This is a genomic window from Streptomyces sp. NPDC047974 (assembly GCF_040653375.1).
GTDB lineage: Bacteria > Actinomycetota > Actinomycetes > Streptomycetales > Streptomycetaceae > Streptomyces.
The window spans coordinates 165,054-188,425 of sequence record NZ_JBEZNU010000008.1; the positions used below are offsets into that span (position 1 = coordinate 165,054).

The following is a 23,372-nucleotide window of genomic DNA, read 5'->3' on the forward strand; positions in this document are numbered from 1 at the left end:
CAACGCCGCAGCGGTGGGCCGGAGTTGTCCGTGCGCCGTGCCGGGAACAGCGAAGAAGCCCTCCCCCGAAGGGAAGGGCTTCTTCGTCGAGTACCCCCGACCGGATTCGAACCGGCGCTACCGCCTTGAGAGGGCGGCGTGCTAGGCCGCTACACAACGGGGGCTTTGGATCATGCGGGCGTTGATACCGCCGCAGATCCGAGCTGGTCTACCAGGACTCGAACCTAGACTAACTGAACCAGAATCAGTCGTGCTGCCAATTACACCATAGACCAATACGTGGTTAGACCAGCGTCGTACCCCCGACCGGATTCGAACCGGCGCTACCGCCTTGAGAGGGCGGCGTGCTAGGCCGCTACACAACGGGGGCCCTAGCGATCCTGCATCGACATCACCGGGAGCTACCCAGGTGATCCCGCGGGAAGGATCTGTACCCCCGACCGGATTCGAACCGGCGCTACCGCCTTGAGAGGGCGGCGTGCTAGGCCGCTACACAACGGGGGCTCGTGGATGCCAATCCACTGGTTTGCAGATGAGCTCTGCGAGCTGGCCTACCTGGACTCGAACCAAGACTAACTGAACCAGAATCAGTCGTGCTGCCAATTACACCATAGGCCACCGGGGCAACTTCCCCGTGAGGGGGATCTTGCTCGGCTTGCGCTTTCCGGGTTCTTGCCTTTCGGCTTGCTCCCCTCGGCGCAGGAAGAACATTACCCGAAGGTGGACGGTGCTCCAAAACGGGTATCCCCGCGGAGCAGCGGAGGGAGCTGGTGGAGGTCGGTGATGCGGTGCAGGCCGGGCTGTCCGCCGGTGTCGGCGCGGTCCAGCCAGATGCCGTGGAGCCCCGCCTCCTGGGCGCCGAGCGCGTCGATGTCGGGGCGGTCCCCCACGTACGCCACCTCGTGCGGGGCGAGGCCGAGCGCGGCGCAGGCGGCGTGGAAGGCCTCGGCGGCCGGCTTGGCGGCGCCCAGCTCGGCGGCGCACAGGACGGCCTCGAAGCGGTCGCGGACGCCGAGGGCGCGCAGCTTGGGCTCCTGGGCGTGGAGGCTGGAGTTCGACAGGACGCCCTGCCGGTAGTCGGCGGCGAGCAGGTCGAGGACGGGCAGGGCGTCGGGGAAGAGCTCCCAGGCGGCCTCGTAGTGGGCCACGTACCGGTCGAACCAGGCGTCGGTCTCGGGGTCGGCCATCTCCTGCCGGTCCAGGAAGTCGCGGACGCGCCACCGGCGCTGCTCCTGCCAGTCGCCCAGGCCGTCCTCGTACCGCCGCCAGTGGTGCTCGGTGAGCTCCTTCCAGAGCCGCAGGGCGTCCTCGACGGAGCCGTGCAGGCCGGTCAGGCCCTCGGCGGCCAGGTGGGCGCGCATGCCGGCGCGGTCGGCGCCCGCGTAGTCGAAGATCGTGTCGTCCACGTCCCAGAGGACGGCCCGGATGCTCATGGCACCGACCGTACGCCTCGGGCGGCTCCGCCGGGAGGGGGCCGGTGGATCTTGGGACGCCGACGGGGGCGGCTCCCGGAGGGTGTTCCGGGTGCCGCCCCCGTCGTCGTGCGGGTGGCGCGGTCGGCGCGGTTACGCGGCGAGCTTCGCCAGGGCCGCGTCGATGCGGGCCAGGGTCTTCTCCTCGCCCAGGATCTCCAGGGACTCGAAGAGGGGGAGGCCGACGGTGCGGCCGGTGACGGCGACGCGGACCGGGGCCTGGGCCTTGCCGAGCTTGAGGCCGTGGGCCTCGCCGGCGGCGAGGACGGCGTTCTTGAGCGACTCGGGGTCGTTCCAGTCGGCGTCCACCAGCTTCTCGCGGGCGGTGGTGAGGAGGGCCGCGGGCTCGCCCTTCATCGCCTTGTCCCAGGAGGGCTGGTCGAAGACCGGCTCGGACAGGAAGAGGAAGTCGACGTTGGCCGTGATCTCGGAGAGGACGGTCAGGCGGGTCTGGGCGTGCGGGGCGATCCGCTCCCAGGCCGTGCGGTCGAAGTCCTCGGGCGCCCAGGGGGCGTGCGGGGCCCGCAGCCAGGGCTCGCAGGCCTCGGCGAAGGCCTTCACGTCCAGCATGCGGATGTGGTCCGCGTTGATGGACTCGGCCTTCTTGAGGTCGAAGCGGGCCGGGTTGGCGTTGACGTCCGCGATGTCGAACTTCGCCACCATCTCGGGGATGGTGAAGATGTCCTGGTCGGCGGAGAAGGACCAGCCGAGCAGGGACAGGTAGTTCAGCAGGCCCTCGGGGAGGAAGCCGCGCTCCCGGTAGAGGTTGAGGGAGGCCTGCGGGTCGCGCTTGGAGAGCTTCTTGTTGCCCTCTCCCATCACGTACGGCAGGTGGCCGAAGTGCGGGATCTCCTTGGCGACGCCCAGCTCGATCAGCGCCTTGTAGAGGGCGATCTGGCGGGGGGTGGAGGAGAGCAGGTCCTCGCCGCGCAGGACGTGGGTGATCTCCATCAGGGCGTCGTCGACCGGGTTGACCAGGGTGTAGAGCGGGGCGCCGTTGGCCCGGAGGATGCCGTAGTCCGGCACGTTCTCCGGGGTGAAGGTGAGCTCGCCGCGGACCAGGTCGGTGAAGGTGATCGGCTCGTCGGGCATCCGGAAGCGGACGATCGACGCGCGGCCCTCGGCCTCGTACGCCGCCTTCTGCTCCGGGGTGAGGTCGCGGCAGTGGCCGTCGTAGCCGGACGGGCGGCCGGCGGCACGGGCGGCCTCGCGGCGCTCGTCGAGCTCCTCGGTGGTGCAGTAGCAGGGGTACGCGTACCCGCCGGCGAGCAGCTTCTCGGCGACGTCCTTGTAGATGTCCATCCGCTGCGACTGGCGGTACGGGGCGTGCGGGCCGCCGACCTCGGGGCCCTCGTCCCAGTCGAGGCCGAGCCACTTCAGCGAGTCGAGGAGCTGCTCGTACGACTCCTCGGAGTCGCGGGCCGCGTCGGTGTCCTCGATGCGGAAGACCATGGTGCCCTGGTTGTGCCGGGCGAAGGCCCAGTTGAAGAGGGCGGTGCGGACCAGGCCCACATGGGGGTTGCCGGTCGGGGACGGACAGAAACGGACGCGGATCGCGTTAGCCACGCTTGATCACCCTGTTGGTGAGAGTGCCGATGCCTTCGATGGTGACGGCGACCTCGTCGCCGACGGTGAGGGGGCCGACCCCGGCGGGGGTGCCGGTGAGGATGACGTCGCCGGGGAGCAGCGTCATGGCCTCGGTGATGTGGACGACCAGGTCCTCGATGGAGCGGATCATGTCGCTCGTCCGACCGAGCTGGCGTTGTTCGCCGTTGACCGTGGCCTGGATGGCGAGGTCGCTCGGGTCGAGGTCGGTCTCCACCCAGGGGCCCAGCGGGCAGCTCGTGTCGAAGCCCTTGGCACGGGCCCACTGGGCCTCGCGCTTCTGGACGTCGCGGGCGGTCACGTCGTTGGCGCAGGTGTAGCCGAAGATCACGTCCTTGACGCGCTCCCGGGGCACCTCGCGGCACATGCGGCCGATCACCACGGCCAGTTCGGCCTCGTGGTGCAGCTCGCTGGAGAAGGAGGGGAACTCGATGGCGTCGCCGGGGCCGATGACCGAGGTGGTCGGCTTGAAGAAGGCGACCGGGACCTCGGGGACCTCGTTGCCGAGTTCCTTGGCGTGCTCCGCGTAGTTGCGGCCGATGGCCACGACCTTGTTGGGGAGCACCGGCGGCAGGAGCCGTACCTTGCTCAGCGGGACCTTGGTGCCGCTGAGCTCGAAGTCGGTGTACGGGATGCCCTTGATGATGTCGAGGACGAGGCCGCCGGACTCGACGGTCCCCTCGCCCTCGACCGCGCCGAAGGCGACATTGCCGTCGATGGAGAATCTGGCGATGCGCACGAGTGCTGTCGCCCCTCACTTGGTACTGGCTGGAGTCTGACGCTCCAGGCTAACGCGGCGCGGGGCGGCCGCCCGGCGGTTTTCGCCGGTGGCGGGCGGGCGGAGCGCCCGATCAGGCCTCGGCGAGGTAGGCCGGGACGTACGGCGCGGGGGCCTGCATCAGGACGGTGCGGCGCGGGTTGGCGGTCGCGCCGGGGAGCTCCGTCGCGTACTCGGGGGTGGCGCCGCGGCCGAGGGCGGCGGCGTCCGCGAGGTGGGCGAGGGTGGAACGGCGCGGGTTGGCCGTGATGGCGGGCGTGGGTGCAGTCATCGCGCAGGCAGACCTTGTCCGGGACGGGCGCCCGTACGGGCGCGAGAATGGTGTAAAGCGTCAGGCTAAATCAAGGCGTTCCCTTCGAATACATGGCCAAGACATCGATTCCGGTGTGAGTTTGCTCACCAACGGGTGGATTTTCCGGGCATTATGGACGCGCATGTCAGGTTACGGAAAGGGACATTCCGCCACTGAAGCCGCCATTCCGCTCCTGATCATCGCGACTGGGACACACGGGGGTGCCGGACCTTTGGCCAGGAAAAGTCCGAATCCTCCGTGATCATCTTCTACACCCCGTGACCTGGCGCGCACGGTTGGTCATCCCCCCTGCGGTACAGACCGCAGCCCTTGTTGGAGTTCCGGCACTGTGCTGGAATTCCACGCATCCGCCGCGGGTTCGAAGCCGGCACGCAGGGGGCGCAACGCAGCGCCGGCCGAGTGGCGGGAAAGGGGGATCTGCGCCGGTCACCGACGACCACCTGGGGCGCACCGACGCGTCCCGACGACGCCGACACCGTCCGCTCCGGTTCCACCCGGAAGGACGCCTGGTCCAGAGGTTGCGACGCTAGTGCAGGGACGTTTCAAGAGGGATGGCACGGGCTCTGCCCCGGCCCGCAAGGGCCGCGCGGAGGCTCCGTCGGAGCAGGAACCGCGTGCCGGGACCGACCGCGGTCCCGCGGCCCCGCACCCCACCCAGCAGGCGCCCGGCGCGGGCGGCCAGAGCAGGCCCCAGGGCAAGGCCCAGGGCAAGGGCAAGGGCAAGGGCAAGGGGACGCGGCCGAACGGCGAGTCCGGCGAGTCCGGCGAGTCCGGCGAGTCCGGCGAGTCCGGCACGCCCGCCGCCGCGCGCGGCGACAAGGGCACCGCGCCCGCGACGCCCGAGAACGCCACCGGCCCCCGAATAGCCCTCCGCAACTGGCGCATCTCCACCCGCCTCGTGGCCCTGCTGACCCTCCCCGTGGTCGCGGCCACCAGCCTCGGCGGCATCCGCATCAACGAGTCGCTCCAGGACATGCAGCAGCTCGACCACATGCAGCTGCTCACCAAGCTCACCCGTGAGGCGACCGCGCTCGCGCAGGCCCTCCAGGCCGAGCGCGACCTCTCCGCGGGCCCGCTCGCCAACGGCCGTCCGGTCAGCGACTACCAGGTCGCCAACCCGCGACGCCGTACGGACCGCTCCTACGACGCCTTCCTCGACGCCACCCGGGCCATCCCGAACAGCGAGGACGACGAGGCGCTGCAGAGCATCCGCTCCAACGTCGGCACCATCGCCGCGCAGGTCATCGACCTCCACAACATCCGGACGAACGCCTACCAGAAGGGCGTGCAGCACTCGGTGACGGTCGAGGCGTACAGCCGCCTCATCCGCTCGCTGCTCAGCCTCTCGCAGGACATGGCGCAGGCGACCAGCAACCCCGAGATGATCAAGCGGACCCGCGCGCTCGCCGCGTTCTCGTCCGCCAAGGAGTACGCCTCCATCCAGCAGGCGATCATCGCGGGCGCCCTGCCGGCCAGCGACAAGACCGCCGGCCGGATCCAGCCCGGCGACCGCCTCTACGGCGAGGCCGCGCTCAAGAGTGAGAACAACGCCTTCAAGACGTTCACGGCGATCTACGAGGGGACCGGCGGCGACGCCACCGACCTCACCGACTCGCTGCACTCGGGCAACCCCACGATCCTGGACGCCGAGAAGTACGCCGAGCGCGTCCTCGCCTCCGACGGCGCCATGCCCGGCGGCGTGCGCCGCGGTTACCTCAACTTCACCGACGAGTACGAGACGAAGATCGCGGCCATGGGCCGCATCGAGAACCAGCTCCTCGGCGACATGGAGACGATGGCCCGTGAGCTGCGCCAGGAGTCGCAGCGCGAGGCCATCATCAACGGTGCGCTGATCCTGCTCGTCCTCGGCGTCTCGCTCATCGGCGCCTTCGTCGTGGCCCGCTCCATGATCCGCTCGCTGCGCCGGCTCCAGGACACCGCCACCAAGGTCGCCCAGGAACGCCTGCCCGAGCTGGTCAAGCAGCTCTCCGAGTCCGACCCGCAGGACGTCGACACCTCCGTCGAGTCCGTCGGTGTGCACTCCAGGGACGAGATCGGCCAGGTGGCCGCGGCCTTCGACGACGTGCACCGCGAGGCCGTCCGCCTCGCCGCCGAGCAGGCCCTCCTCCGGGGCAACGTCAACGCGATGTTCACCAACCTCTCGCGCCGTTCGCAGGGCCTCATCCAGCGCCAGCTCTCGCTCATCTCCGAGCTGGAGTCCCGCGAGGCCGACCCGGACCAGCTCTCCTCGCTGTTCAAGCTCGACCACCTCGCGACCCGTATGCGCCGGAACGGCGAGAACCTCCTCGTCCTCGCCGGCGAGGAGCCGGGCCGCCGCTGGACCCGCCCGGTCCCGCTGGTCGACGTCCTGCGTGCCGCCGCCTCCGAGGTGGAGCAGTACGAGCGCATCGAACTGGCCGCGGTCCCGGCGACGGACGTCGCCGGCCGGGTCGTCAACGACCTCGTGCACCTCCTCGCCGAGCTGCTCGAGAACGCCACCTCGTTCTCCTCCCCGCAGACCAAGGTCCGGGTCACCGGTCACGCGCTGCCCGACGGCCGCGTGCTCGTCGAGATCCACGACACCGGCATCGGCCTCTCCCCCGAGGACCTCGCCGCGATCAACGAGCGGCTCGCCTCGCCGCCCACCGTGGACGTCTCCGTCTCCCGCCGCATGGGCCTCTTCGTGGTCGGCCGCCTGTCCCTGCGACACGGCATCCGCATCCAGCTGCGCCCGTCGGACTCGGGCGGCACCACCGCGCTCGTCATGCTCCCGGTCGACGTCGCCCAGGGCGGCCGCAAGCCGGCCCCCAAGTCGGGCCCCGGCTCCCAGGGCGCGGCCCCTCAGGGCGGCAACGCCCCCGGCGGCCGTCTCCCCGGCGGTCCCGGCGCGGCCGGCGGTCCCGGCGCTCTCGGCGGCCCCGCCGGCGGTCCCGGCGCCGGACGTCCGGGTCTCGGCGGCCCCTCGGCCCCGGCCGGCCGGCTCGGCGCGGGCCCCGGTGCCGCGCGTCCCCAGGTCGGCCCGGCCGGCGGACCGCGCACCGCGCTGCCCGCCCGGGACGGCGCGCCGCAGGCCCCTGCCCCGCAGCAGCCCCAGCCGGCCAACGCCCAGCTGGAGCAGACCGGTCAGCTGCCGCAGCTCCCCCAGCCGGCGCAGCCCGGCCCGGGTGCGGGTCTCATCGGCGGCGCGGCCAGCGCCATCCCGTCCCGCACGGACGTGTGGGGCGGCAGCCCGCGCACCCCGCAGGCTCCCCAGGCGCCGCAGCAGCAGGACCCGAACGGCTTCCCGCGCGCCGAGCTGCCCGGCGGCAACCCGCAGCCGCAGCGCCCGCAGGGCGCGAGCTGGGGCAGCGACCCGGCCCAGCAGCCGGTGCGCCGCCCGCAGCAGGACATGACGCCGCTGGACGCCCCGCGCGGCCACGACGACAGGGAGACCACGGGCTCGTTCGCCGTGCCCGGCGCCCCGCAGGGTCCCGGTTCCACGGGCCAGTTCCCGCGGCCGGACTTCAACGCCCCGCAGGCGCCCATGGCTCCGCAGGCCCCGCAGGTCCCGCAGTTCCAGGACCCGGCGTCCACCGCGGCCTTCGCCCGCCCGGACTTCGAGGCCCCGCAGGCTCCCCAGGCCCCGCAGGCTCCCCAGGCCCCGCAGTACCAGGCCCAGCCGCCGTACGGCAGCCAGCCCTTCGTACCGCAGGTCCCCCAGGCGCCGCAGGTCCCCCAGGCGCCGCAGATGCCGCAGATGCCGCAGAACCTGCAGGCCCCGCAGCCCCCGGCCCCGCGGCAGCGCACCGGCGACGACTTCGGCGCCGGCCGGCCCGGTCTCCCGCAGACGGGTCACCCGCAGCAGGGCTTCGCCCAGGCCGGTCCGCAGCAGGCCGCCCCGCAGGCGCCCCAGCCGCGTCAGCCGCAGCCGGGTCAGCCGCAGCTCGGCCGGCCGCGTCGTCCGGAGGCCCTGCCGCCGGCGCCGGCCGCGGGCGACGGGCGCACCCCGCTCTACGACACGCTGGAGACCAACTGGTTCCAGCAGGAGCAGGGGCAGCAGCAGGCCCCGGCCGCCCCGCAGGCCCAGCCGCAGCAGCCGCAGGCGCACGAGGTCGACCGGACCATGCAGACCCCGGTCGTCCCCCAGCCCGCGCCGGCGGCGCAGCGCCCGGCCCCCGGCCAGGCTCCCGACGGCGGACGGCCGGCCACCTGGCGGCCCTCGCCCAACGACGACCTGGTGCGCCAGGCCGAGCGGGCGCGCAAGCCCTCCGCCGGCGGGGTCACCACCTCCGGTCTTCCGCGCCGTGTGCCGAAGGCCAACCTCGTACCCGGGACCGCACAGGAGCAGGCCCACACGGCCGGCCCCCAGGTCTCGCGTGCACCCGACGACGTCCGCGGCCGACTCACCAACCTGCGCCGCGGTATCCAGCAGGGCCGTCAGGCGGGCAACTCGACCACGGGTAGCTTCCACCTCGGTCCGAACCACCAGCAGGAGCGATAGTTGAGCGCGATGAGCCAGGCGGCGCAGAACCTGAACTGGTTGATCACCAACTTCGTGGACAACACCCCCGGGGTGTCCCACACGGTGGTGGTCTCCGCCGACGGCCTTCTGCTGGCCATGTCCGAAGGGTTCCCCCGCGACCGTGCCGACCAGCTGGCGGCGGTCGCGTCCGGGCTCACCTCGCTGACCGCGGGCGCCTCCCGGATCTTCGAGGGCGGTCCCGTGGCACAGACCGTGGTGGAGATGGAGCGCGGCTTCCTCTTCCTCATGTCGGTCTCGGACGGCTCCTCGCTCGCCGTGCTCGCGCACCCGGAGTGCGACATCGGCCTCGTGGGCTACGAGATGGCGCTGCTGGTCGACCGGGCCGGCAGCGTCCTCACCCCGGATCTCCGTGCGGAGCTCCAGGGCAGCCTGCTGCACTAGCGGTCCCCACCCGCTCGCGGCACCTGTCCGACCCCCTCGTCGGGGCGGTACGCCCCCCACACGTACCGCCCCCGGCACCGTTCATCGTCCGGCCGCCCCATCCGGCCCCCCACCGGCCCCATCAGACGGCAGAAGGCTTGCTGTCACGCCCGGAGGATTCATGACCCCGCCCCCCGCCTCTCACGATCCGTACGGTGGCTCGTCGCTGGACGACCCGTACGGTCATGAGGGCGACCAGCCGCTGGTCCGTCCGTATGCGATGACCGGCGGCCGGACCCGGCCGCGCTACCAGCTCGCCATCGAGGCACTGGTCAGCACCACGGCCGACCCGGCGCACCTCGCCACGCTCCTGCCCGAGCACCAGCGCATCTGCCACCTGTGCCGTGAGGTCAAGTCGGTGGCCGAGGTGTCCGCCCTGCTGTCGATGCCGCTCGGCGTCGCCCGGATCCTCGTGGCCGACCTGGCCGAGGCGGGCATGGTGGCCATCCACCAGCCGGGCAACGGAGAAGCCGGCGGCACGCCGGACGTGACACTGCTCGAAAGGGTGCTCAGTGGACTTCGCAAGCTCTAACGGCGGCGCGGCGAGATCGACCACCAGCGCGAAGATCGTGGTGGCCGGTGGCTTCGGCGTGGGCAAGACCACGTTCGTCGGCGCCGTCTCGGAGATCAACCCGCTGCGCACGGAGGCCGTGATGACCGCGGCATCCGCCGGGATCGACGACCTCACGCACACCGGCGGGAAGACCACCACCACGGTGGCGATGGACTTCGGCCGCATCACGCTGGACCAGGACCTGATCCTGTACCTGTTCGGCACCCCCGGCCAGGACCGCTTCTGGTTCATGTGGGACGACCTGGTCCGCGGCGCCATCGGCGCCGTCGTCCTCGTCGACACCCGCCGTCTCGCCGACTGCTTCCCCGCGGTCGACTACTTCGAGAACTCCGGCCTCCCCTTCGTCATCGCCCTCAACGGCTTCGACGGCGCCCAGCCGTACCAGCCGGAGGAGGTCCGCGAGGCGCTGCAGATCGGCCCGGACACCCCGATCATCACCACCGACGCCCGCCACCGCGCGGACGCCAAGAGCGCGCTCATCACCCTCGTCGAGCACGCCCTCATGGCCCGTCTCAAGTAGGTTTTGAGCCAGGGCAGTTGTCATATGCCGCCGTCCGGGGCCGGCCCGAGTCGATCTGTGGCCTTCGACACGGCCCGCCCCGGGCTTCATAACATTTCGACAGAGAATTCGGGCGCCTCGGACACCCGACGCATCCGATCCGTGTCACTGCGCTCACGTGAGCCCCGCCTTTTGGCGGGGCTCGTTCTTTATGCCCGTTTTATGTGAGGCGTCGGCCACGGGAAGCCGTCCCGTCCCACTGTTTGGAAGGGACCCCCTTCACGTGCTGCAATTCATGAACTCCCGAGTAGTACGGCCCTGAACGAAACACCGGCACGACGTAGGTGCCGACGCGGAGAGGTTGTTGGTCGAGTGAGGCGAAGCATGGATGGCTCCGCGGAGCAGGAGGCGCGGGGCAACTTCACCCCGCCGTCGCGCAGCGCGCTGTCGCCCGCGGACGTACCGGTGACCCCCGCGCCCGCGCCCGCCCCGCAGGGCAGCTCCAGCAAGCTGTCCCCGCGCAACTGGCGGGTGCCCACCCGGCTGAACGCCATCCTCCTCATACCCGTGCTCGTCGGCCTCGTCATGGGCGGCTTCCAGGTCAAGGGGTCGATCGACACCTGGCAGGAGGCGCAGGACGCCGAGAAGACGGCGCTCATCGTGCGCGCCGCCTCGGAGTACTCCACCGCCCTCCTCAACGAGCGCGACCTGACGGCCGTCCCTCTGCTCTCCGGCAAGGACCGGGCCTCCGAGGAGATCACCCAGGCCTACGCGGCCACCGACGCGGCCCGCGCCAAGTTCGACGAGGCCGTCCGGAACATGCCCTCGGGCCAGGGCCTGGAGCGCCGTCTGCAGGCGTTCAAGAACGAGGAGCCCAAGCTCGCGGCCCTCCGCAAGTCCGCCTACACGGCCGCGCTCGACCCGGTGAACACCCAGCTCGGCTACACCGGCGTGCAGCACTACCTCATGGAGTTCTCCAACGAGCTCGGCCTGGGCACCGGCAACATCACCAGCTACGGCCGGACCGTCTACGCGATCCAGCTGGCCAAGGCCGCCGGCTCGCTCCAGCGCTCCATCGGCACCCAGCTGCTCGTCCGGCCCAGCGCCAAGGACGCGGTCTTCGCCCAGCAGTCGGTCGCCTTCAACTCGTACAACTACCTGGAGCAGATCGCCCTCGGCGAGTACAACTCCGGTGGCACGGCCGAGGACGTCGAGCGCCTGAAGAAGGTCATGGCGGGCAAGGCCGCCGAGGGCGAGCGGAAGATGCAGGCCGCCGACATCACCCTGCCCAAGGGCAAGGACGGCTCGGTCTACTCCGGCGTCGCCACCGCGATCGGCTCCGCCGAGGACGCGGACGCGATCAAGGCCCTCGCGGCCAAGAAGATCAACGCCGAGACCTGGATGGCGATCGCCACCGCCAAGTTCGACGGCTACAGCGAGGTCGAGAAGACCCTCGTCGACAAGGCCGTGGCCGAGGCCACCGCCATCTCCGACGAGGCCAAGACCGACGCCTGGGTCACCGGCGCCATCGTCGTCGTCGCCCTGCTCACCGCCTTCGTCCTCGCCGGGATGATGGCCCGCCAGATGAGCCGCTCGATGCGCGAGCTGCGCACCGCCGCCTTCGGCATCGCCGAGCAGCGCCTGCCGATGCTGGTCGACCAGCTCTCCCGTACCGAGCCCGGCCGGGTCGACACCCGGGTGCAGCCCATCCCGATCGACTCCCAGGACGAGATCGGCGAGGTCGCCCGCGCCTTCGACCAGGTCCACCGCGAGGCGGTGCGGCTCGCCGCCGAGCAGGCCATGCTCCGCGGCAACGTCAACGCGATCTTCACCAACCTGTCGCGCCGCAACCAGTCGCTGATCGAGGGCCAGCTGACCCTCATCACCGACCTGGAGAACAACGAGGCCGACCCGGACCAGCTGGAGAACCTCTTCAAGCTGGACCACCTCGCGACCCGTATGCGCCGCAACGGCGAGAACCTCCTCGTCCTCGCCGGCGAGGAGCCGGGCCGCCGCTGGGACCAGCCGGTCCCCCTCGTCGACGTGCTGCGCGCCGCCTCCTCCGAGGTGGAGCAGTACGAGCGCATCGAGATCGCCGGCGTGCCGGAGGCCGAGATCCACGGCCAGGCCGTGACCGACCTCGTGCACCTGCTCGCCGAGCTCCTGGAGAACGCCACCACGTTCTCCTCCCCGCAGACCAAGGTCCGCGTGACCGCGACCCGTCTCCCCGACGGCCGCGTGATGGTCGAGATCCACGACAAGGGCATCGGCCTCACCGCCGAGGACTTCGCGGACATCAACCACAAGCTGGCGAACCCGCCCACCGTGGACGCGGCCGTCTCCCAGCGCATGGGCCTCTTCGTGGTCGGCCGGCTCTCCGACCGGCACGGCATCCGCGTCCAGCTCCGCCCCTCGGGCGAGCAGGCCGGCACCACCTCGCTGGTCATGCTGCCGGACGCGATCACCCACGGTGGCGGTGGCGAGCAGCCGGTCCAGGACGACTTCACGGTCTCCCAGATCATCCCGCACCAGCAGCAGGGCTCCTTCGAGGCCGTCCAGCCGGCCCCGATGCGCACCGCCGCCGAGCTCGGCTTCGACGACTCGCGCTACGAGCAGCAGGGCGAGGGCCAGCAGCTCGACCCGGTCAACCGCTCGCTGATGCGCGAGGAGCGCCGCGCGGCCCTGGAGGCCCAGGTGCACGTCGCCGACTCCGCGGCGTACGAGGAGCCCGAGCAGGGCCCGGCGTACGGCGCCGAGTACGGCCAGGAGCAGGGCTACGGCCAGGAGTACGCCCAGGGCTACGAGCAGGGCCAGGGGTACGCCCCCGAGTACGGCCACCAGGAGCAGGGCTACGAGCAGCAGCCGCAGGACGGCTACGGCTACGCCCCGCAGCAGGGCTACGAGGAGTACGCCCCGCAGGGCGAGGGGTACCCGCAGCAGGCGTATGCGGAAGCGGCGTACGGCTCCCAGGAGCCGGCCCAGGGTGGTTACGAGCAGGCGTTCGAACCCCAGTCCCACCAGGGCGAGTGGCCGGAGCAGAGCTCCTACCAGGGCGCTTTCGACCAGGGTTACCGTCCGGAATCGGAATCTTCGCAGCGCGCTCCCGAACAGGGCGCCGAGCGCGTAGGCTTCGACCGTCCGGCCCCGGCTCCCAGTCCCGCTCCGGACACCGGCCACGGACTGACCGACGCCGGTCTGCCGCGCCGTGGCGGTGGCGCCCCGCAGGCGCCCCAGGCGCAGCGGCCCGTACCGCCGGCCCAGCCCGACCGGCCGGTGGGGCAGGACGAGCAGAACCAGAACAATGCCTCCGAAGAATGGCGCTCGGCCAATGACGAGCGCTGGGAGCAGGCCAAGAAGCTCCGCGAGCCGAAGGCGGGCGGGGTCACCTCCTCCGGCCTCCCCCGGCGCGTCCCCAAGGCCAACCTGGTCGAGGGCACGGCGGAGCAGACGCCGCAGGGCGGCCCCCAGGTCTCCCGGGCACCCGAGGACGTGCGGGGCAGGTTGAGCAACCTGCGCCGCGGGGTCCAGCAGGGCCGCACCGCGGGATCGGACACGAACGGATCGGGCTTCGGCCCGGGTAGTACCTACGACCAGGAGCGTTAGTGTGAGCGCGATGAGCCAGGCGGCGCAGAATCTGAACTGGTTGATCACCAACTTCGTGGACAACACCCCCGGGGTGTCCCACACGGTGGTGGTCTCCGCCGACGGACTCCTGCTGGCCATGTCCGAGGGGTTCCCCCGGGACCGTGCCGACCAGCTGGCGGCGGTGGCCTCCGGGCTGACCTCGCTGACGGCGGGCGCGTCCCGGATCTTCGAGGGCGGCGCGGTCAACCAGACCGTGGTGGAGATGGAGCGGGGCTTCCTCTTCATCATGTCGGTCTCGGACGGTTCCTCGCTGGCCGTCCTCGCCCACCCGGAGTCCGACATCGGTCTCGTGGGCTACGAGATGGCCCTCCTCGTGGACCGGGCGGGCTCCGTCCTCACCCCGGACCTGCGGGCGGAGCTCCAGGGAAGTCTTCTCAACTAACAGACACACAGTGCGTTTCACGTCACCGCACCGTTAGGGTGCGGTGACGCGGCTCCAAGGGACATGGACCGCGAGGCAGTCGGAGGAGGAGACGTGGGAACACCCCCGGGGGCGAACCCCTACAACGGTTTCGACGCGCATCAGGCGCCGTTGGGCGACACCGCGCAGAACCGGTACAACTTCCCTTCCGCACCCAGCAGACAGGGTGTCCCCCAGTCCTACGGGCAGCAGCAGGCCCAGCCGGTGCCGCCGCGCGCGGCGGGCTCCTCCGCCGCCGGCGGCGGGCACAACCCGCTCGTGCGTCCTTACGCGATGACCGGCGGCCGGACCCGGCCGCGCTACCAGCTCGCCATCGAGGCGCTGGTCAGCACCACGGCCGACCCGGCCAGGCTGCAGGGGCAGTTGCCCGAGCACCAGCGGATCTGCCGGCTGTGCTTCGAGATCAAGTCGGTCGCGGAGATCTCGGCCCTTCTCTCCATTCCCCTCGGCGTTGCCCGGATCCTCGTCGCCGACCTGGCCGAGGCCGGACTTGTCGCCATTCACCAGCCCGGCGGCGACGAGGCCGCCGGCGGTCAGCCAGACGTGACACTGCTCGAAAGGGTGCTCAGTGGACTTCGCAAGCTCTAGCGGCGGCGCGGCCCGTTCAACCACCAGCGCGAAGATCGTGGTGGCGGGTGGCTTCGGCGTGGGCAAGACCACGTTCGTGGGTGCCGTCTCGGAGATCAACCCGCTGCGTACCGAGGCCGTCATGACGTCCGCGTCCGCGGGCATCGACGACCTCACCCACACCGGCGACAAGACGACGACGACTGTCGCCATGGACTTCGGCCGCATCACGCTGGACCAGGACCTGATCCTGTACCTGTTCGGCACCCCCGGCCAGGACCGCTTCTGGTTCATGTGGGACGACCTGGTCCGCGGCGCCATCGGCGCCGTCGTCCTCGTCGACACCCGCCGTCTCGCCGACTGCTTCCCCGCGGTCGACTACTTCGAGAACTCCGGCCTCCCCTTCGTCATCGCCCTCAACGGCTTCGACGGGAACCAGCCGTACCAGCCGGAGGAGGTCCGCGAGGCCCTCCAGATCGGCCCGGACACCCCGATCATCACCACCGACGCCCGCCACCGCGCGGACGCCAAGAGCGCGCTCATCACCCTCGTCGAGCACGCCCTCATGGCCCGCCTGCGGTAACCGTCCCGACGGCGCGTCGGCACGACACCACGCGAAAGGGCCCCCGCTCCTCGGAGGAGCGGGGGCCCTTTGGCGTGTGTCCGGGGCGTCAGCGCCAGCTGTGCGGGGCGCGGAAGCCGCTCTCGCGCTCCAGGCGGCGCCAGCCGGCGGTGGTGCGGCCGTGGCCGTCGGAGGCGGGCTCGGGGTGGGTGGCGGCGCGGGCGAGGAGGACCGCGGTGATGGCGGCGAGTTCCTCGGGGTCGGCGTGGCCCTTCTCGACGCGGAGAAGGTTGGCAGGGGTGCTCACGTGGATGACTCCTCTGACGAGTCTTACTGAGGCGGGTTGCCGTGCTTGCGGGACGGCAGGTCGGCGTGCTTGGTGCGGAGCATGGCGAGGGACCGGATGAGCACCTGGCGGGTGTCGGCGGGGTCGATGACGTCGTCGACCAGGCCGCGCTCCGCCGCGTAGTACGGGTGCATCAGCTCGGCCTTGTACTCCTTGACCATGCGGGTGCGCATGGCCTCGGGGTCCTCGGCCTCCGCGATCTGCTTGCGGAAGATCACGTTGGCGGCGCCCTCGGCGCCCATGACCGCGATTTCGTTGGTGGGCCAGGCGTACGTCAGGTCGGCGCCGATCGACTGGGAGTCCATGACGATGTACGCGCCGCCGTACGCCTTGCGCAGGATCAGCGAGATCCGGGGCACGGTCGCGTTGCAGTAGGCGTACAGCAGCTTGGCGCCGTGGCGGATGATTCCACCGTGCTCCTGGTCGACGCCGGGCAGGAAGCCGGGCACGTCCAGAAGGGTGATGATCGGGATGTTGAACGCGTCGCACATCTGCACGAAGCGGGCGGCCTTCTCCGAGGCCTCGATGTCGAGGACACCGGCGAGGGACTGCGGCTGGTTGGCGACGATGCCGACGACCTGGCCGTCGAGGCGGGCCATCGCGCAGATGATGTTGCGGGCCCAGCGCTCGTGGATCTCCAGGAAGTCGCCGTCGTCGACGAGCTCCTCGATGACCTTGTGCATGTCGTACGGGCGGTTGCCGTCGGCGGGCACCAGGTCGAGCAGGACGTCGGAGCGGCGGTCCGCCGGGTCCTCGGAGGGGACCGTCGGCGGGTTCTCGCGGTTGTTCTGCGGGAGCATCGACAGGAGGTAGCGGACCTCCGCGATGCAGGTCTCCTCGTCGTCGTACGCGAAGTGCGCGACGCCGGAGGTCTCGGCGTGGACGTCGGCGCCGCCGAGGCCGTTCTGGGTGATCTCCTCGCCGGTGACCGCCTTGACGACGTCCGGGCCGGTGATGAACATCTGCGAGGTCTCGCGGACCATGAACACGAAGTCGGTGAGGGCGGGGCTGTAGGCCGCGCCGCCGGCGCACGGGCCGAGCATCACCGAGATCTGCGGGATGACGCCGGAGGCCTTGGTGTTGCGCTGGAAGATGCCGCCGTAGCCGGCGAGGGCGGAGACGCCCTCCTGGATGCGGGCGCCGGCGCCGTCGTTCAGGGAGACCAGCGGCGCGCCGGCCGCGATGGCCATGTCCATGATCTTGTGGATCTTCGTGGCGTGGGCCTCGCCCAGGGCGCCGCCGAAGATGCGGAAGTCGTGGGCGTAGACGAAGACCGTGCGGCCCTCGACCGTGCCCCAGCCGGTGATGACGCCGTCGGTGTACGGCTTCTTCGCCTCCAGGCCGAAGCCCTGCGCGCGGTGCCGGCGCAGCTGCTCGACCTCGTTGAAGGACCCCGCGTCCAGGAGCAGCTCGATGCGCTCGCGCGCGGTCAGCTTGCCCTTCGCGTGCTGGGCCGCGGTCGCGCGCTCGCTGGGGCCGGCCAGCGCCTGCTCGCGCAGCACGTGCAGTTCGGCGACGCGGCCACGTGCGTCGGTGGGCTCGCTCGGGATCTCGTCGACAAGGGTCATGTACCGACCCTACGAACTCGACCAAGGAAACCCCGCCGTCGACTCCGTACAGTCTCGCGTGTCGATTCCTGGCGGGGCCGGACAGAACCGTGGGGTCACCGGAGCGAGTCCACAGCCCTGGGACCCCTTTGCTTGTGGGGAGTACACAAATGGAGAGCGCGGGCCTCCGGGTTTCCGGGGGCCCGCGCTCGGTGGCGGCGCGCGGTTCAGCAGCCGCCGCAGTTGTAGAAGGTCACGTCCCAGTGGTTGCCCTCGTCGGCGTAGACGTTGCCCGCGCCGGAGCGCCACTGCGGGGCGCCGTCCCCGCGCAGGCCGATGTAGGTGAACGTGTTCTTGATGTAGTTCCCCACACACGTGTACTTGCTGAAGTCCAGCTTGTAGCCGTTCCAGTGCGAGTAGGTGCCGCTCGCGTGGCCGGTCTCGGTGCCGCCGGTGATGTTGAGGGCGCAGCCGCTGGCGCTCTTGAGGGTCTGGGCGCCCTGGGCGGTGGCGAGGTTCAGCTGCTCGAACGAGGTGCAGGTGGAGTTGTACCGGTCGGAGCAGCCGCCGGAGGACGACCAGGTGATGCCCGAGTTGCGGAACATCGAGGTCGCGGTGGCGTGGCTGATCTTGGTGACGGCGTGGGCCTCGCCGCCGGAGGTGAGGGCGCCGAAGCCGGGGGCGAAGAGGGCGCCGAGGACGAGCGCGAGGGCGGTGAGGACGGAGCGGAGCTTCACGGGGGTTGCCTCCTGCTGGTGACCGTGACGGGCGGGAACGGCTGTGCAGGTGGTGCTGCGCGCACGGGGATGATGCCGCAGTTCTACGCGCGTCCGCCAGAGGGCGTCGGGGTCCGGCGTGGACCGTTCGGGGGAAGCTTCGCGAGAAAGGTTGAAAGTTGTACGTAAGGGGGTTACAGTCATTCTCGTTGAAGGTTCAACAAACACCCCCACCAAGGAGCACGTCATGGGCATCTTCGGCCGCAAGAACACCTCGTCCGCCGTCACCACCACCCCCCGCCCGGTGGACCCGGCCCTCGCCGCCCTGACCGGCGAGTACACCATCGACGCCGCCCACAGCAGCATCGGCTTCACCGTCCGCCACGCCATGGTGACCAACGTGCGCGGCTCCTTCGGCGAGCACGAGGGGAGCCTGAAGCTGAACGGCGGCGACCCGTCCGCCTCCAGCGCCGCCATCGACGTCAAGATCGCCTCCATCGACACCGGCATCGGCGACCGCGACAACCACCTGCGCGGCGGCGACTTCTTCGACGCCGAGCAGTTCCCGCTCATGACCTTCCGCTCCACCGAGGCGGCGCACCTGGGCGGCGACACGTACCGGATCACCGGCGACCTGACCATCAAGGACGTCACCAAGCCGCTCTCCATCGACCTGGAGTTCAACGGCACCGCCACCGACCCGTACGGCAACGAGCGCGTCGGCTTCGAGGGCTCCGCCGAGATCCTCCGCTCCGCGTGGGGCCTGACCTGGAACGCGGCCCTGGAGACCGGCGGCGTCATGGTCAGCGACAAGGTCAAGCTGAACTTCGACATCTCCGCGATCAAGAACGCCGCCTGACCCTCCCGACCCGCCCGACCCTGCTGGCCCCAGGCCCCGTGTGACACGAGCGCGCCCGCCCTCCGCGACGATGCGGACGGCGGGCGCTCGGCGTTGTCAGTGGCGGCCGTTAGCGTCACGCGCATGGAAATCCGTATCGACAGCGCCGTGTTGACCGATGCCGTCGCGTGGGCCGCGCGCGTGCTGCCCGCCCGCTCCCCGATGCCCGTGCTCGGCGGGCTCCTCCTGGAGGCCGGGGAGGACGGCACGCTGGGCGTCTCCGGGCTCGACCACGAGGCCTCCGCGCGCGTGGCGGTCGAGGCCGAGACCGTGGTGGCGGGGCGCGCCCTGGTGCTCGGCCGGCGGCTGCTCGACATCTGCAAGGTGCTGCCGCCGGGGCGGATCGCGCTCGCCGTGGAGGAGGCCCGGCTCTCGGTCGGCGCGGGCGACGTCCGCTTCGGCCTCTCACTGCTGCCGCTCGACTCCTATCCGGCCGCCCCGGCGCTGCCGCCGGTCCTCGGCGAGGTCGACGGCGGCGCCTTCGCGGAGGCGGTCGGCCAGGTCGCGGCGGCGGCCGGCCGGGACGACTCGCTGCCGGTCCTCACCGGGATACGGCTCGCCCTGGACGGGGCCGTGATGACGCTGGCCGCCACGGACCGCTACCGGTACGCGGTCCGCACCCTGGAGTGGCACCCGGCCGCCGGGTTCGCGGACCCCGCCGACGTGGTCGTCCCGGCCCGGCGCCTGGCCGAGACCGCCCGCTCCTTCGCGGGCGCCGGGCGGGCCCGGGTCGGGCTCGACGCGCACTCCATCGGCTTCGAGCACGCAGGCCGCCGCACCACCGCCCGGCTGTTCGACGGCCGGCTCCCCCGCCACGACAAGCTCTTCGCCCTCGGCGACCACGCCGTCGCGGTCACCGGCCGGGCCGCCCTGGTCGAGGCCGTGAAGCGGGTCGCGGTGGTCGCCGAGGGCGACAGCCCGGTCCAGCTCGCCTTCGAGGGGACGTCGCTCCGGCTGCGCGCGGGGTACGAGGACGACGTGGCCTCCCAGCTGCTGCCGGCCGCGCTCGACGGCGCCGGGGCGATGACGGTCGCCTTCAACCCCGGCTATCTGCTCGACGCCCTGACCCGCTTCACCGCCGAGGAGGTACGGCTCCACCTGCTCGGCCCCGGCCAGCGCGCCCTGCTCGCCGACGGCGCCGACGGCGGCCACCGGCATCTGCTGATGTCGGTGAAACCGCTGGTCTGACGCGGTCCGGACTCAGAAGCCGCCGCCGCCGAAGTCGCCGCCGCCACCGAAGTCGCCGAAGCCGCCACCGCCGCCGCCGTAGTCCCCGCCGCCGAAGTCGCTGCCGCCGAAGTCACCGGAGGAGATGTCGCCGCCGCCGAAGTCGCCGCCGCCGTACTCCGCCGCGTACGCGGGGGTGGAGAGGGCGGAGCCGAGCATGGTGCCGACGAGGAGGCCGGGGAGGAGGCCGCCGCCGAAGTAGCCGCCCGCCCAGGGGCCGTAGGCCGGGCCCGCCTCCCAGTAGGGGCGGCGGCCGCCGTCGGTCTCGACGGTGCGGGCGCGGGGGTCCTGGCCGTCGTCCAGGCGGGCCGCGTCGGCGGCGCAGACCGGGACCTCGCGGGAGGCGCCGCCGGCCGGGGTCCAGGTGCGGTCCTCGGTGGACGGGCCGTGGCGCGGGTCGAAGAAGCACGGGGGCCGGCGCTCGGGCAGCGGCCGGGAGGCGCGGCGGGCGTCGAGCACGGCCAGGAAGTAGCGCCCGTCCTCCAGGGCCTGGGTGACCCCGCGCACCTCGTGCGGGTGCTCCACCGCGCCCATCCGCGTCTTCGCCCGGTCGTAGGAGTCCAGGGCCTGTTCGTAGTCGGCGCGCATCGCCTCGTCGGCGCCCGCCTCGGCGGGGTGGAAGTCGAGCCGCTCCAGCTCCTCGCCGAACGCGGTGATGTCCTCGTCGACGACGACCCGGAGCCGCTCCAGGGCGGCCCGCTCCTCGGCCTCCTTCCGCTTCCTCCGGCCGCGCACCACGGCGTAGGCGGCGGTGCCTCCGGCGGCGGCGACCGCGCCCAGGGTGACGAGGCCGGCGACCGGGACGCCGGAGTCCTCCGCGGCGCCGCCGGGCCAGGCGGCGGGCGCGGAGCCGCGCATCGCGGGCAGGGCCTGGTCGGCGAAGGCGTTCAGTTCGGTGGCGGCGTCGGCGCCGGGCCGGTCGGCGACACTGACCATGTTGTCCACGGCGGCCGCGGACAGGATCCGGGTGTCGGCCTTGGCGGCGAACTCGTCGCCGAGCCGGACGGCGTACACACCGGCGAGGCCGGTCTGCTCGCGCAGGTTCTCGATGAGCCCGTTCGGCGGGTACTCCGCGCCCTCCGGGAGGACGGCGACGAAGAGCGGCTTGTCCGCGGACTCGATCTTCTCCGCCAGGGCGGCCGCGTCGGCGGACGAGAGTTCTCCGGCGGCGCCCGGGTCGACGTACACCGGGCCCTGTCTGAGCGCGGCGGCCGCGTCCGGCACGCCCGTGGCCCTGGCGCCCGCCGACGCGGGGGCCAGGGCCAGAAGCAGCAGGAGGATCAGCCCGGCGAGGGCCGACCACACCGAAATCGCCCTGGTCCTCATGGTTCGAAATTACCCGAATGGGCGGGAACTAGACATAGCGGGCGCAGATCGGTTGTCCGGCGGGGTGGAACCCCGCTATTCGGCGGGGTCGACCCCCGCCCGCAGCAGCCCGTAGGTGAAGGCGTCCTCGATGGCCTGCCAGGAGGCGGCGATGACGTTCTCGCCGACGCCGACCGTGGACCACTCGGTGTTGCCGTCGCTGGTGGTGACGAGGACGCGGGTGGTGGACTCGGTGCCGTGCCGGCCTTCGAGGATGCGGACCTTGTAGTCGACCAGCTCGAACTTGGCGAGCTGCGGGTAGATCCGCTCCAGGGCGACCCGCAGGGCGCGGTCGAGGGCGTTGACCGGACCGTTGCCCTCGGCGGTGGCGAGCATCCGCTCGCCCTTGGCCCAGAGCTTGACCGTGGCCTCGTTGGCGTGGGTGCCGTCGGGGCGGTTCTCGGTGATCGCCCGCCAGGACTCGGTACGGAAGTAGCGGCGGGCCCGGCCCTCGGCCTCGGAGCGCAGCAGCAGCTCGAAGGAGGCGTCGGCGGCCTCGTACGTGTAGCCCCGGAGCTCGCGCTCCTTGACCCGCTCGACGACCCGGGCGACGAGCGCGCGGTCGCCGCCGAGGTCGACGCCGAGCTCCTTGCCCTTGAGCTCGATGGAGGCCCGGCCGGCCATGTCGGAGACGAGCATCCGCATGGTGTTGCCGACCAGCTCGGGGTCGATGTGCTGGTAGAGGTCGGGGTCGACCTTGATGGCGGAGGCGTGCAGGCCGGCCTTGTGGGCGAAGGCGGAGACGCCCACGTACGGCTGGTGGGTGGAGGGGGTGAGGTTGACGACCTCGGCGATGGCGTGCGAGATGCGGGTCATCTCGGCGAGCGCGCCCTCGGGCAGCACCCGCTTGTCGTACTTGAGCTCCAGGGCCGCGACGACGGGGAAGAGGTTGGCGTTGCCGACCCGCTCGCCGTAGCCGTTGGCGGTGCACTGGACGTGGGTGGCACCCGCGTCGACGGCGGCGAGGGTGTTGGCGACGGCGCAGCCGGTGTCGTCCTGGGCGTGGATGCCGAGCCGGGCGCCGGTGTCGGCGAGGACGGTGGAGACCACGGCCTGGACCTGGGCGGGGAGCATGCCGCCGTTGGTGTCGCAGAGGATGACGACGTCGGCCCCGGCCTCGTGCGCGGCGCTGACCACGGCCTTGGCGTACTCGGGGTCGGCCTTGTAGCCGTCGAAGAAGTGCTCGCAGTCGACGAAGACGCGGCGGCCCTGGGCGACCAGGTGCGAGACGGTGTCCCGGACCATCTCCAGGTTCTCGTCGAGGGTGGTGCGCAGGGCCAGTTCGACGTGCCGGTCGTGGGACTTGGCGACCAGGGTGATCACCGGCGCGCCGGAGTCCAGGAGCGCCTTGACCTGCGGGTCCTCGGCGGCGTTGCCGCCGGCCCGGCGGGTGGCGCCGAAGGCGACGAGCTGCGCGTGCCGGAAGTCGATCTCCTCGCGGGCGCGGGCGAAGAACTCGGTGTCGCGCGGGTTGGCGCCGGGCCAGCCGCCCTCGATGAAGCCCACGCCGAAGTCGTCGAGGTGCCGTGCGATGGTCAGCTTGTCCGCGACGGTGAGGTTGATGCCCTCGCGCTGCGCCCCGTCGCGCAGCGTGGTGTCGAAGACATGGAAACTGTCGTCGAGGCGCGAGCCCTCGGCGTTCTCCGTGGTCATGGCTCTGATGGCTCCTGTCGGATGTGGCTCCGGAAGGTATGGATCCACTTGCCCCCATTCTCACGCGCCGTCCGTCTCCGGCGCGGGTGGGGCCGGAAAACGAAAAAACCCCTCGCGGGTGCGAGAGGTCTGCGCGCGGGTCTGGGGCACGGTGTCCACTGCCGCGGGGGGTCGTTCCGCGGATCAGCGGTCACTGCGGACCGGCGCGCTGCTGCCGATAATCATCGTGGTAGCAAGCACGC

Annotated in this window: 19 protein-coding genes and 5 tRNA genes; 10 read left to right on the top strand and 14 right to left on the bottom strand. The window is 71.7% G+C overall.

What is annotated here, in order from left to right:
- Positions 1-91: 91 nt before the first annotated feature.
- From AB0E19_RS14375 to AB0E19_RS14415, 9 genes are all read right to left on the bottom strand, one after another.
- Positions 92-164: transfer RNA gene (locus AB0E19_RS14375), tRNA-Glu, on the bottom strand.
- Positions 165-203: 39 nt separating this feature from the next.
- Positions 204-275, bottom strand: a tRNA-Gln gene (locus tag AB0E19_RS14380).
- A gap of 22 nt (positions 276-297) precedes the next feature.
- Positions 298-370, bottom strand: a tRNA-Glu gene (locus AB0E19_RS14385).
- Between the two features lie 61 nt (positions 371-431).
- Positions 432-504, bottom strand: a tRNA-Glu gene (locus AB0E19_RS14390).
- 42 nt (positions 505-546) lie between these two features.
- A tRNA-Gln gene (locus tag AB0E19_RS14395) sits at positions 547-618 on the bottom strand.
- Between the two features lie 92 nt (positions 619-710).
- Positions 711-1,433: an HAD family hydrolase gene (locus tag AB0E19_RS14400; protein WP_362178455.1), complete on the bottom strand. Its 723-nt coding sequence runs from the start codon at positions 1,431-1,433 to the stop codon at positions 711-713.
- A gap of 132 nt (positions 1,434-1,565) precedes the next feature.
- On the bottom strand, positions 1,566-3,038 hold the full coding sequence (gene gltX, locus AB0E19_RS14405; protein WP_362178458.1) for a glutamate--tRNA ligase: 1,473 nt from the start codon (positions 3,036-3,038) through the stop codon (positions 1,566-1,568).
- On the bottom strand, positions 3,031-3,816 hold the full coding sequence (locus tag AB0E19_RS14410; protein ID WP_362178461.1) for a fumarylacetoacetate hydrolase family protein: 786 nt from the start codon (positions 3,814-3,816) through the stop codon (positions 3,031-3,033). Before AB0E19_RS14410 ends, gltX begins: the two co-directional genes overlap by 8 nt.
- Before the next feature lie 112 nt (positions 3,817-3,928).
- Positions 3,929-4,126, bottom strand: a complete 198-nt coding sequence (locus AB0E19_RS14415; RefSeq protein WP_362178465.1) for a hypothetical protein — start codon at positions 4,124-4,126, stop codon at positions 3,929-3,931.
- Positions 4,127-4,697: 571 nt separating this feature from the next.
- On the opposite strand from AB0E19_RS14415, the gene AB0E19_RS14420 reads away from it, so the two are divergent.
- The 8 genes from AB0E19_RS14420 to AB0E19_RS14455 all read left to right on the top strand — a co-directional run bounded on the left by AB0E19_RS14420 (position 4,698) and on the right by AB0E19_RS14455 (position 15,399).
- The gene (locus AB0E19_RS14420; protein WP_362178468.1) at positions 4,698-8,648 is read left to right on the top strand and encodes a nitrate- and nitrite sensing domain-containing protein; all 3,951 of its coding nucleotides are present in this window, start codon (positions 4,698-4,700) and stop codon (positions 8,646-8,648) included.
- A gap of 9 nt (positions 8,649-8,657) precedes the next feature.
- Complete coding sequence (locus AB0E19_RS14425; protein WP_030496942.1) at positions 8,658-9,071, top strand: roadblock/LC7 domain-containing protein; 414 nt, start codon at positions 8,658-8,660, stop codon at positions 9,069-9,071.
- A 160-nt stretch (positions 9,072-9,231) separates the two neighbouring features.
- Positions 9,232-9,642 (top strand): DUF742 domain-containing protein, encoded by a 411-nt coding sequence (locus tag AB0E19_RS14430; RefSeq protein ID WP_031013914.1) that lies wholly within the window; start codon positions 9,232-9,234, stop codon positions 9,640-9,642.
- Positions 9,623-10,204, top strand: a complete 582-nt coding sequence (locus tag AB0E19_RS14435) for an ATP/GTP-binding protein (protein WP_360601821.1) — start codon at positions 9,623-9,625, stop codon at positions 10,202-10,204. Before AB0E19_RS14430 ends, AB0E19_RS14435 begins: the two co-directional genes overlap by 20 nt.
- Positions 10,205-10,555: 351 nt before the next feature.
- Complete coding sequence (locus AB0E19_RS14440; protein ID WP_362178472.1) at positions 10,556-13,786, top strand: nitrate- and nitrite sensing domain-containing protein; 3,231 nt, start codon at positions 10,556-10,558, stop codon at positions 13,784-13,786.
- Positions 13,787-13,796: 10 nt separating this feature from the next.
- On the top strand, positions 13,797-14,210 hold the full coding sequence (locus AB0E19_RS14445) for a roadblock/LC7 domain-containing protein (protein ID WP_030496939.1): 414 nt from the start codon (positions 13,797-13,799) through the stop codon (positions 14,208-14,210).
- Between the two features lie 93 nt (positions 14,211-14,303).
- Entirely contained in the window at positions 14,304-14,837 is a 534-nt protein-coding gene (locus tag AB0E19_RS14450) for a DUF742 domain-containing protein (protein WP_362178475.1), read from the top strand.
- Entirely contained in the window at positions 14,818-15,399 is a 582-nt protein-coding gene (locus tag AB0E19_RS14455) for an ATP/GTP-binding protein (protein ID WP_015036414.1), read from the top strand. Before AB0E19_RS14450 ends, AB0E19_RS14455 begins: the two co-directional genes overlap by 20 nt.
- An 88-nt stretch (positions 15,400-15,487) precedes the next feature.
- On the opposite strand, the gene AB0E19_RS14460 is transcribed toward AB0E19_RS14455, so the two are convergent.
- The 3 genes from AB0E19_RS14460 to AB0E19_RS14470 form a co-directional block, all read right to left on the bottom strand.
- Entirely contained in the window at positions 15,488-15,685 is a 198-nt protein-coding gene (locus tag AB0E19_RS14460; RefSeq protein ID WP_362178479.1) for an acyl-CoA carboxylase subunit epsilon, read from the bottom strand.
- A gap of 23 nt (positions 15,686-15,708) precedes the next feature.
- Positions 15,709-17,292 carry an acyl-CoA carboxylase subunit beta gene (locus AB0E19_RS14465; RefSeq protein WP_362178482.1) on the bottom strand — a complete coding sequence of 528 codons (1,584 nt, stop codon included), beginning with the start codon at positions 17,290-17,292 and terminating at the stop codon, positions 15,709-15,711.
- Positions 17,293-17,498: 206 nt separating this feature from the next.
- Positions 17,499-18,008, bottom strand: coding sequence for a hypothetical protein (locus tag AB0E19_RS14470; protein ID WP_362178485.1), 510 nt, complete (start codon positions 18,006-18,008; stop codon positions 17,499-17,501).
- 226 nt (positions 18,009-18,234) lie between these two features.
- Here AB0E19_RS14470 and AB0E19_RS14475 point away from each other — a divergent pair, with 226 nt between their 5' ends.
- Positions 18,235-18,846, top strand: coding sequence for a YceI family protein (locus AB0E19_RS14475; protein WP_362178488.1), 612 nt, complete (start codon positions 18,235-18,237; stop codon positions 18,844-18,846).
- A gap of 123 nt (positions 18,847-18,969) precedes the next feature.
- Positions 18,970-20,073: a DNA polymerase III subunit beta gene (gene dnaN / locus AB0E19_RS14480; RefSeq protein WP_362178492.1), complete on the top strand. Its 1,104-nt coding sequence runs from the start codon at positions 18,970-18,972 to the stop codon at positions 20,071-20,073.
- A gap of 12 nt (positions 20,074-20,085) precedes the next feature.
- Here the strand turns inward: dnaN and AB0E19_RS14485 are convergent, their stop codons facing one another.
- Positions 20,086-21,438: a hypothetical protein gene (locus AB0E19_RS14485; protein WP_362178495.1), complete on the bottom strand. Its 1,353-nt coding sequence runs from the start codon at positions 21,436-21,438 to the stop codon at positions 20,086-20,088.
- A 75-nt stretch (positions 21,439-21,513) separates the two neighbouring features.
- The gene (gene cimA, locus AB0E19_RS14490; RefSeq protein ID WP_362178498.1) at positions 21,514-23,130 is read right to left on the bottom strand and encodes a citramalate synthase; all 1,617 of its coding nucleotides are present in this window, start codon (positions 23,128-23,130) and stop codon (positions 21,514-21,516) included.
- Between the last annotated feature and the right edge of the window lie 242 nt (positions 23,131-23,372).

Coding starts and splice junctions, on each gene's coding strand:
- AB0E19_RS14400 (WP_362178455.1), bottom strand. CDS start 1,433: ATGAGCATCCGGGCCGTCCTCTGGGACGTGGACGACACGATCTTCGAC.
- AB0E19_RS14415 (WP_362178465.1), bottom strand. CDS start 4,126: ATGACTGCACCCACGCCCGCCATCACGGCCAACCCGCGCCGTTCCACC.
- AB0E19_RS14425 (WP_030496942.1), top strand. CDS start 8,658: ATGAGCCAGGCGGCGCAGAACCTGAACTGGTTGATCACCAACTTCGTG.
- AB0E19_RS14430 (WP_031013914.1), top strand. CDS start 9,232: ATGACCCCGCCCCCCGCCTCTCACGATCCGTACGGTGGCTCGTCGCTG.
- AB0E19_RS14445 (WP_030496939.1), top strand. CDS start 13,797: ATGAGCCAGGCGGCGCAGAATCTGAACTGGTTGATCACCAACTTCGTG.
- AB0E19_RS14465 (WP_362178482.1), bottom strand. CDS start 17,292: ATGACCCTTGTCGACGAGATCCCGAGCGAGCCCACCGACGCACGTGGC.
- AB0E19_RS14475 (WP_362178488.1), top strand. CDS start 18,235: ATGGGCATCTTCGGCCGCAAGAACACCTCGTCCGCCGTCACCACCACC.
- dnaN (WP_362178492.1), top strand. CDS start 18,970: ATGGAAATCCGTATCGACAGCGCCGTGTTGACCGATGCCGTCGCGTGG.
- AB0E19_RS14485 (WP_362178495.1), bottom strand. CDS start 21,438: ATGAGGACCAGGGCGATTTCGGTGTGGTCGGCCCTCGCCGGGCTGATC.
- cimA (WP_362178498.1), bottom strand. CDS start 23,130: ATGACCACGGAGAACGCCGAGGGCTCGCGCCTCGACGACAGTTTCCAT.